Source organism: Pseudomonadota bacterium (genome assembly GCA_022361155.1).
GTDB lineage: Bacteria > Myxococcota_A > Polyangia > Polyangiales > JAKSBK01 > JAKSBK01.
Window position 1 is genome coordinate 1 of record JAKSBK010000217.1, and the last position, 8,671, is coordinate 8,671.

The window sequence follows — 8,671 nt, forward strand, 5'->3', positions numbered from 1 at the left end:
AAATCGCCGAGCTCATCGCTCTTCGCCGTTAGGGTCCGCGGAAGAATAACTCATCCATTTCGCCGGTTCTGACCACCGCTGGCTATGTTGCTCCTCCTCGAAGTATCCCCAATACTCCTCGTCGTCGCGCCTCGCCAGCGGCGCCCAGTCCTCGCCGAAACACACGAGTTGTTCTTCCGCGGGCCCTTAGCACAAAGGTCGACCACGTTGGCTTCAGGTTGCAACGGGTCTACCGGCCCACGACTACGAGAAGTGTGGAGCACAGGGCGGCCAGCCCGGCTGCGCTCAAGGCCAGCGGCAGCTGGGTCTTGACGTGGTCCATCAGGTCGCAGCCCGTGAACATGCTGGACAGGATCGTGGTGTCCGAGATCGGCGAGCACTGGTCGCCGAAGACCGAGCCTCCGAGGACCGCGCCAAAGCAGATTTCGACGAAGCGCGCGTCGGGATGGAAGGCCCAAGCCAGCGGCATGGCGATGGGAAAAACGACGGCGTAGGTACCCCAGGAGGTGCCGGTAGCGAAGGCGATGGCCATGGACAGCAGCATGAGGGCGGCGGGTAGGGCGAGCGCAGGGATGCCGCCCTGGATCGCCCCGACGAGGAAGTCTGCCGTGTGCAGCTCCTTGGCCACCGCGCCGATGGTGACCGCCAATCCCAGCACGATGGCACCGATGGTCATGCTGGCGCAGCCCGAAATGAAGCCCTGGACGATCGGTCTCAGCGCCATGCCTCGCAGTCGCGCGATCAGCATCGCACTGAGCACCGAAGCCATGAACGCCTCGTTTACCCAGTTTTCCTCCCACAAGAGGTAAGGCACCACGTTGATTCCGATGAGGAGCGCGAGCGGCAGCAGGAAATCCACGAGGCCCGCGGGATAGCCGGCGTCGCCCTGAAGGTCGTCTGCGGCCGCGTCGACAAGCATGGGATGGGCACCGGGGCGATCCAGAGGACCGCCTTCAAGAGCTCGCTTGCGTGCCGCTGCCATGGGTCCCGGCACGAAGGGAAGGCGCTGCCAGGCGAACAGGAGCGTCGATAGCACCGCGAACATGGCGTAGAAGTTGTACGGCAGCGATCCCATGAAGAAGCGCACGCCTTCCTCGGCGCTCGGGATCAGGGGGATGCTGCCGGCCACCAGGCCCCCGACGTAGATGGGCCAGGCGTTGAACGGCAGCACGGTTGCGATGGGCGAAGCCGTGGAGTCGACCACATAGGCTAGCTCCTCGTGGCTCACCCCGTGCGCGTCGCTGACCGGCTTGACCGACGAGCCCACGAGCACCGTGCTGATGGTCCCCCCTTGATGAAAGATCACGCCGAGCAGCCAGGCGAAGAACAGAGAGTGGTTGCGGGTTCGCGAAAGCCGCATGCCCACGCTCTCGGCAAAGTGGCGGGCGGCACCGGTCTTTTGCCAGATTCCGAGCAGGCCGCCGAGCGACCAAAGGTAGACCAGCAGGATCTGTGCGTAGCGTTCCGCGCCGATCGAAGGAATGAAGAAGCGCGAGATGAAATTCAAGTCCGCGCTGTCGCCCGTCTGCCCGTAGAGCACGAGCGATCCCGTGACGATCCCCGCGAACAGGGCCGGTATCACCTGCCGCGTCGCAAACGCCAACCCGATCGTGACCAGCGCGGGCAGCAGCGACGTCCAGCCGGCGTCGGTAGCAGCGTCCATGGCCGAGACCTACCCCAAGCTGCCGCCGCGGTCTATATCGCCGGCGCCCCCACGCGGCTTCTTCGCTCCCGCCGACAGGCTAGGTTGCTGGCTGCGGAATCGTGCCGTGAATCTCGCGAACAAGCCCTTTTTCGCGAGGCACCTCCTGGCCCGTGCGCTTCGCGACGATCTCGTGCTGCCCGAGTACGACTACGGCCGGTTGAATCACGGGTCATGAGATCCGCAGCGCCAAGGGGCTTCGTTCGATGTTGAGTAGTAGTTGCAGTAATGGTCCCGAGCCGTTCCGCGTCACGGAGCGAAGAGCTGGAGCTCCGAGATCGCCGAACCTCGAGTCGAACGCAGGACGTTGAGCCGCACCCGCCAGGCCGTGACCGGCTGGACGAGGAGGACCATACTTGCCTTCAAAAGCGTTAATTAGTACAAACAAAGGCAGTAATGTCTATCTACATCTGTTGGATGAAGGCGTGCGTGTACTGACGGCTGAGATCCTGGATGCAACAATAGAATCCTGTACGAACGCTTGCGCGGAAGACTTCGATGCGCGCTCCCCTGCGCCGGACTCGCGCCTCGAGAAGCGCCAGCGCTAGCGTGGCCGAAGAACCGAAGACGCGCCCTTGTAGTTTGCTCGATGAGATGGCATCCTTTTCCTATGCTGGGCCGTGGTGGGCTCTCGCTAGCGCTGGCTTTCGCGGCTGCTGCATGCGGTGCGAAGACGACCGTTGCGCCGCCAGACTCTCCGAGTCTCGCGGGCTCTTGGACAGGGCGCGCAGGAACTTGGGCAGGTACTTGGACGGGGAGCGCGGGTAGAGGTGGAACCGCAACCGCAAACGCCGGAATCGTGGCCGGCGGGAGGCCGAGTTGGGGAGGTGTGGTTGGCTCGGCGGGGCGTCGTGGGGGCTCGGGCGGTGTTATCGCAGCCGGAGGCCGCGGTGGTATGGGCGGTGTTGTCGGCTGGGGAGCCGGGGGCGTGGGAGCCCGCAGCGGCGCGGGCGGCGTTGCCGGCGTGAGAGGGCTGGCAGGCTTCGGAGGCTGGCGGGGCTTCGGTGGTTTTGGCGGTCTGGGTGGCCTCGGCGGCTTCGGCGGTCCCAGTGGGCCTCGCAGAACCATCACAACCGTCCACGGCGCCATGGGCGCGGTCGAAATTACTGCGGGCGAGCAGCATGCGTGCGCCCGTTTGTCGGACGGAACGGTACGTTGTTGGGGACGCGGCTTTAGCGGTCGCCTCTCGGTCAGGCCTCACGATCCCTCGCCGGTGCTTGTTGACGGCCTTGCCGGCGCAACGCGAATCAGCGCGGGCGGCCATCACACCTGCGCTCTTCGCAATGACGGACAGGTCGCCTGCTGGGCCCCTTCCGATCTAGGGCAGCTCGGTGCGGGCACCGCGAAGGGCGTCAAGCAGGCCACGCCAGTCGTGGGCGATGCAGTCGAGGTGGCCGCGGGTGGGCGCCACACCTGCGTGAGGATGCGAAACGGTCAGGTTCGCTGCTGGGGTTCAAACAGTAGGGGCCAATTAGGCAATCGCTTGAGCACGGACAGCACCACTCCGGTGACCGTTGCTGGGATCATGGGTGCGGTGGAGCTGACTAGCGGTGGCGGCCACAGTTGCGCGCTGCTTGGCAGCGGTGAGGTGAAGTGCTGGGGTTCCAATGGCTCCGGGCAGCTGGGCGACGGCACCACCATCGACAGTGCCATGCCGGTTGCTGTGCGGGGGCTGATGGGTGCGGTGGAGTTGAGCGCAGGCGGCAATCACACCTGCGCCCGGCTGACCAGTGGCGAGATCAGGTGCTGGGGCGACAACAAGGCGGGACAGCTCGGCACAGGCACAACGACCTCGAGTGGCTTACCCTTGGCGCTGAGCATGAGCCCTCAGGCCGAGGCACTGAGCGCCGGCAGGTCCCACACGTGCGCGCTGTTGCCTGATCGCAGCATTCGGTGCTGGGGTTACAACCACACAGGCCAGCTGGGCGATGGCACCACGTCACCCGAGCAGAGTCCAACGCCTGTCGAACCCGATGAGCCCAAGGACGTACTTGAAATCGCAGCGGGAGGGGAGCACACCTGCGCTCGCTTGGGCGGCGGCGAAGTCAAGTGCTGGGGTAGCCATCAACACTATCAGCTCGGCGACGGATGTCCGCCCAGCTTCCCATGCTTGCCTTTTCAGGGCTCACTTGTCTGCAGTCTACCGGTTGGAGGGCCGGGTCGCGGGTGCTTCCCGGGATACTCGTCGGACTGTGGCGTTCCAGGCGGCCGCTGCGAGCAACGCATATGCATCGGTTGGTACTTCTGCATTCGCAGCTGCAGTCCAGCCGCAAGCGGCGGCGCTGATTCTGGCAGCGCCGGTTTCCTCGAGGCGCCGCCGCAATCAGCCAGCGGCACTGGCATGGCCAGGGAAACAGGAACGCCCTGCGGCAGTCCCGGGCCTTAGGAGGCGCGACAAAGTAAACGATCCAGACCGGGCGTGTGGGTGGAGTGCGATCGGGAGCGCGCCCGGAGAAGAGGCCGCAGGAATGGCAGCGCTATTTCGAGGACGTAGGTCGTGAACGCGCCCGCCCGCGCGCTCGCAGCGGTAGCGTTTATTAAATCCTCCCTGGAGCGATATTGAGTGACAGGACAGGCGGCGATATGCTCGGATCTACTCAATTTTGAGGGAGCCAGGCACAGCGCTCCTGGGTGCGGGTCACGCCGGGAGCCGTTGCCGCTGGGAGAGTTTGCGGATGTCCACTGAACCTTGCGTGAAGCGCGGCGATCTGCCGGGCTTCACGGTCGCCGGGACCTGGCGCTTCAAGCGGGAAGACATCGACGCCTGGATCGAGGTGCAGAAGCAATCGGGAACGGGTGACACCTCGTCACGGGGGGCATCGGAATGACGGCCAAACGCAAGCGCCAAACCAAGGCGAAGGCCAAGAAGAAAGCGGCCGGCACCAAGAAGAACAACGGCGCGACTCTAGGTTTCGAGCAGACCCTGTGGGCCGCCGCCGACAACCCGCGAGCCGAGATGCAAGCAGACGCGCCGCGAGTGTCGATTGGAGGCCGGATGACCCGCAAGAAGAAGTCCCCTACGGCCTCCCTCGTCCGTTCCTCCGCGGCCGAGTACCTGACGTTCGTGGCGGCCAGCGGCGGGGGCGGCGTCGAGGCGGTCTATGCCGATGAGAACGTGTGGCTCAGCCAGAAGATGATGGGGCAACTCTACGACGTCGACGTTCGCACCGTCAATTACCACCTGAAGAGGGTGTTTTCGGACAGCGAGCTCGAGGAGGAGGCAGTTATCCAAAATTTTCGGATAACTGCCACAGACGGCAAGACCTACGACACCAAGCACTACAACCTCTCGGCCATCATCGCCGTGGGCTACAAGGTCAATTCCGAGCGCGCCGTGCAGTTTCGCAAGTGGGCCACGCGCGTCATCGAGGAGTTCACCATCAAGGGCTTTGCCATGGACGACGAGCGCCTCAAGCGCGGCGGCTCGGTCCTGAGCGATCGCTACTTCGAGGAGCAGCTCCAGCGCGTCCGCGAGATCCGGCTGTCGGAGCGCAAGTTCTACCAGAAGATTACCGACATCTACGCGACGTCCGTCGACTACGACGTGACGGCGCAGGCCACCAAGCGCTTCTTCGCCAAAGTGCAGAACAAGCTGCACTGGGCCATCCACGGGCAGACCGCAGCCGAGGTCATCGTCGGCCGCGCCGACTCCAGCAAGGAGCACATGGGCCTCCACACCTGGACCGACGCGCCTCACGGCAAGATCCAGAAGTTCGACGCGATCGTGGCCAAGAACTATCTGAGTGAGCACGAGCTGGCACAGCTCTCGCGCCTGGTGAACGCCTACCTCGACGTTGCCGAGGACATGGCGCTCCGCAAGATCCCCATGACCATGCAGGACTGGGAGACACGGCTGAACCGCTTCCTCGTCGCGACCGATCGCGAGGTGCTCTCGGACGCTGGCAAGGTGACGGCGGAGATCGCCAGGGCGCATGCCGAAAGTGAGTTCGAGAAGTACCGCATCGTACAGGACCGACTGTTTGAGAGCGATTTCGATCGCGTCGTGGCCGAGACCAAGCGCCTCGCGGAGAAGACAAACGCGCCCAAGCCCCGCAGGAGCGAGGAGCGCGAGAAGCCATGACAGCGTTCACCGAATCGGTTGAGAGCCGTCTACACCAGCGGCAGGGGAGTCAGCAAGTGCTCCGAAAGGCGTCCCTGCCGTCTAGAACCCCCAGCGGCCCGCGGATGCCTGGGCGTGCCTCGTGTGCCGCCCGGGAGGCATGCGACGGACTTCACCGATGTTGCGCTCAGGCGCCGCTGCACAAGCCGGTAGTAGGCGATATGCTCGGATCTACTCAATTTTGAGGGAGCCAGGCACAGCGCTCCTGGGTGCGGGTCACGCCGGGAGCCGTTGCCGCTGGGAGAGTTTGCGGATGTCCACTGAACCTTGGGTCTCCGTCGGAGATGTCGCTAAGCACCTGAGCATCGCGAAGAACTCCATCGATCGACGGATCGAGCACAGAAGCCTCCCCGCCCACGAGGTCGGTCGCTTCTGGGAGTTCAAGCTGTCCGAGGTCGATGAGTGGGTGCGCGCGGGGGGCGTCGGCGCGGAGGGGCCAAAACCGGCCGGCGAGGAGGGGCACGGATGAGCGCACCCGCTCCGATCATCGACTTCGATCGGCTTTTCCGCCTGCGGCTGGTGGTCGCGCGCCACGGTGAGATGGACGTCGCTCGTTGGTGGAACACGCAAGGCATGCTCGCGCGCCGAGGAGCAGTCGCCCTCCGGCGTGGACTCCCTGCAACGCACAGCCTCGCGCAGGCGCGCATCGTGTTCGCGGTAGCGAGCTCCCGCTGCCACGAGATCTTCAATCCCCCAGGGTGCATGACCTTGTGGCACCTGCCCGCTGAGATCGAGGACCAGTTGGAAGAGCACTGGCAGGGATGGCTCGACGAGGGCGAGAAGTGGGCCCCGCTGTTCGAGAAGCTCGCCGCCTACGAAGGAAGCGATCTTCTCGCCGCCCTCCGCCAGTTCGAGCTCATCTCAGACGCCGACGTCGATGCCGTCGGAAAGCTCCGGCGTTCGGCTGAGAACCGCGCAGTGCCCTTGCCCGGCACTCACCAACCCACCGACGACGTTTTCACCCTCCTGGCTGCCGGCTTTGCGCGCGGCGAAGCCGGCAACCCGGCTATCCCCTACGCGAGGCTGGAGACCTGAACATGCGCAACGCCCGGTCCCGCGTTGTCTCGTCATTCACGATCATCAAGGGCTCCTTGATCGACGAGACGTACTCCGTGTTTCAGGACTGGGACTTCGACCTCTCTCGCACGGACAACCTGCGGCGGGTACGCGACTGAAGAAGCGTTGCGTCGTCGTGGTCTACGACGAGCGCCGGGAGTTTCTGCCGTTCTTCGATCGCGAGCTGCAAGAGGTCGGCACCGGCTATGACGGCCTGCCCCGTGTGTTCATCGGCGAGGAGCTGGCATTTCTCGTGCGGTATCAGGGCTCGTTCTTCGCGGTCCGCGCCGCGGTCGAACCGATCGTTGCCGCGGAAAAGCCGGAGCCGCTGATCGTCTACGTCCCCGGTGTGCCCCGGGACCGCCGAACCTCTCCTTTGATGGAGATCGAGAAGGCGGGCACCTGTTACGAGCCGCCGCTTCGACGCCTCGCCCTCAACGTCCTGCGCAAGCGATTCACCGATGGCCAGATCGACGAGATGCTCCGTCCGGCTAGCATTGGCTACGGCGACATCGTTTCCTTTTTGGGTCAGGGCGACGAAGGGAAGCCGGCCTCGATCCTCCGGACCATCTTCGATGGCACCCACAGCGAAGCTCTCCTGGCGAACTGGCTCGCGGACGACACCAAGGATGGCACGGTCGCGGAAAAGGACGCAACGCGGGAGCTACTTGCGCTCATTCAAACACGTCTTGGTTTGACGCTGCCGGATGAGACCACCGTCACGGAAGCGCGCGACAAAACCATCCGCTACCTGCTGGTGAGCGAGTTTCGCTCCGAGCATGGTCATGATCTGGGACGTGATCGGCTTCGATGAGGTGGCTGACCTCCAGAAGATGCCCAAGGAAGTCATCACCACGATGAAGACCTACTGCGAGTCGGGGCAGTTCCAGCGCGGGCAGGAGGCGATGGCGGGCTACGCGAGCATCGCAATGTTTGGAAACACCCAGCAGCCCGTCGACGTGATGGTGCAGACCGGACACCTCTTCGCGCCCATGCCCGACGTCATCCGCGACGACATGGCGTTCATCGATCGTCTCCACTTCTACTTGCCCGGCTGGGAAGTCCCGAAGATGCGCAACGAGCACTTCACCGACCACTACGGCTTCGTCGTCGACTACTTCGCCGAGGCTTTGCGCGACCTTAGAAAGCACAACTACACCGAGATCATCGACCACCATTTCTCGTTGGGATCTCATCTCAACGCACGCGACCGAAAGGCTGTACGACGCACGGTCTCCGGACTCCGACCCGGAGAGGTTGAGCGATCGGCTCGCGATCCCGTACTGGTTCCTGAACACGGATGACTTCGTGCGCCTCTTTCGGGCATCCCAAGGCGTTCAACGGCCAGTACCGCTTGAAGCGCTCCGGCTGGCCCGAAACGAGTCCGCGGTTCGAGACGCCGCCACCATCCTACGAACCGACCTCGTCCACGAGCTGAACCGAATCTGGTCTCTGTCTTCGAAGGACGAGAAGACCTCGAAGGACGTGCGTGATCTGGCGTCTGGCCTGCTCAACAGACTGGACATGGAGGATGTGGCCGGAGGGTGGGAGTCGCTCGGCCTGGACAAGGGAACGATCATCGAGGCTGTAACGGCAGTTGAGCAGGAGGCGGCGAGTCACATAGATCAAAACTCGCGCACAGGCGATACGTACCCGAAGGTCTTACCTGCGGACGCTCGACAGCGGATTCAGACCGCAATCGATCCGACCTACGGCCAGCTGACCGGGACTGCCCTCGGTGGACCCGCGCGCGCCGGTGTGATATCGGCCGACAGCCCGGTGTTCTTCGACAA

Annotated in this window: 9 protein-coding genes and 1 pseudogene; 9 read left to right on the plus strand and 1 reads right to left on the minus strand. The window is 64.2% G+C overall.

Features of this window, described 5'->3' with window-relative positions; all coding sequences use genetic code 11:
- Window positions 1-229 precede the first annotated feature (229 nt).
- On the minus strand, window positions 230-1,663 hold the full coding sequence (locus tag MJD61_08315; protein MCG8555280.1) for a sodium:proton antiporter: 1,434 nt from the start codon (window positions 1,661-1,663) through the stop codon (window positions 230-232).
- Window positions 1,664-2,597: 934 nt separating this feature from the next.
- Here MJD61_08315 and MJD61_08320 point away from each other — a divergent pair.
- From MJD61_08320 to MJD61_08360, 9 genes and pseudogenes are all read left to right on the plus strand, one after another.
- Window positions 2,598-4,088: a chromosome condensation regulator RCC1 gene (locus MJD61_08320; protein ID MCG8555281.1), complete on the plus strand. Its 1,491-nt coding sequence runs from the start codon at window positions 2,598-2,600 to the stop codon at window positions 4,086-4,088.
- Between the two features lie 283 nt (window positions 4,089-4,371).
- The gene (locus MJD61_08325; protein ID MCG8555282.1) at window positions 4,372-4,530 is read left to right on the plus strand and encodes a helix-turn-helix domain-containing protein; all 159 of its coding nucleotides are present in this window, start codon (window positions 4,372-4,374) and stop codon (window positions 4,528-4,530) included.
- Between the two features lie 167 nt (window positions 4,531-4,697).
- Window positions 4,698-5,783 (plus strand): virulence RhuM family protein, encoded by a 1,086-nt coding sequence (locus MJD61_08330; protein ID MCG8555283.1) that lies wholly within the window; start codon window positions 4,698-4,700, stop codon window positions 5,781-5,783.
- A 292-nt stretch (window positions 5,784-6,075) separates the two neighbouring features.
- Window positions 6,076-6,291 (plus strand): excisionase family DNA-binding protein, encoded by a 216-nt coding sequence (locus MJD61_08335; GenBank protein MCG8555284.1) that lies wholly within the window; start codon window positions 6,076-6,078, stop codon window positions 6,289-6,291.
- On the plus strand, window positions 6,288-6,857 hold the full coding sequence (locus tag MJD61_08340; protein MCG8555285.1) for a BrxE family protein: 570 nt from the start codon (window positions 6,288-6,290) through the stop codon (window positions 6,855-6,857). Before MJD61_08335 ends, MJD61_08340 begins: the two co-directional genes overlap by 4 nt.
- Before the next feature lie 2 nt (window positions 6,858-6,859).
- On the plus strand, window positions 6,860-6,997 hold the full coding sequence (locus MJD61_08345; protein MCG8555286.1) for a hypothetical protein: 138 nt from the start codon (window positions 6,860-6,862) through the stop codon (window positions 6,995-6,997).
- Between the two features lie 17 nt (window positions 6,998-7,014).
- Window positions 7,015-7,692 carry a hypothetical protein gene (locus MJD61_08350; protein MCG8555287.1) on the plus strand — a complete coding sequence of 226 codons (678 nt, stop codon included), beginning with the start codon at window positions 7,015-7,017 and terminating at the stop codon, window positions 7,690-7,692.
- Window positions 7,658-8,122: pseudogene (locus MJD61_08355) on the plus strand (ATP-dependent Lon protease). Before MJD61_08350 ends, MJD61_08355 begins: the two are co-directional and overlap by 35 nt.
- Before the next feature lie 13 nt (window positions 8,123-8,135).
- On the plus strand, window positions 8,136-8,671 hold a 536-nt coding region (locus MJD61_08360; GenBank protein MCG8555288.1), incomplete at its 3' end, for an ATPase.

What these genes read in the sequence shown, in the direction of transcription:
- MJD61_08315 (MCG8555280.1), bottom strand. Translation starts at nt 1,663, where the DNA reads ATGGACGCTGCTACCGACGCCGGCTGGACGTCGCTGCTGCCCGCGCTG.
- MJD61_08330 (MCG8555283.1), top strand. Translation starts at nt 4,698, where the DNA reads ATGACCCGCAAGAAGAAGTCCCCTACGGCCTCCCTCGTCCGTTCCTCC.
- MJD61_08340 (MCG8555285.1), top strand. Translation starts at nt 6,288, where the DNA reads ATGAGCGCACCCGCTCCGATCATCGACTTCGATCGGCTTTTCCGCCTG.
- MJD61_08320 (MCG8555281.1), top strand. Translation starts at nt 2,598, where the DNA reads ATGGGCGGTGTTGTCGGCTGGGGAGCCGGGGGCGTGGGAGCCCGCAGC.
- MJD61_08345 (MCG8555286.1), top strand. Translation starts at nt 6,860, where the DNA reads ATGCGCAACGCCCGGTCCCGCGTTGTCTCGTCATTCACGATCATCAAG.
- MJD61_08335 (MCG8555284.1), top strand. Translation starts at nt 6,076, where the DNA reads ATGTCCACTGAACCTTGGGTCTCCGTCGGAGATGTCGCTAAGCACCTG.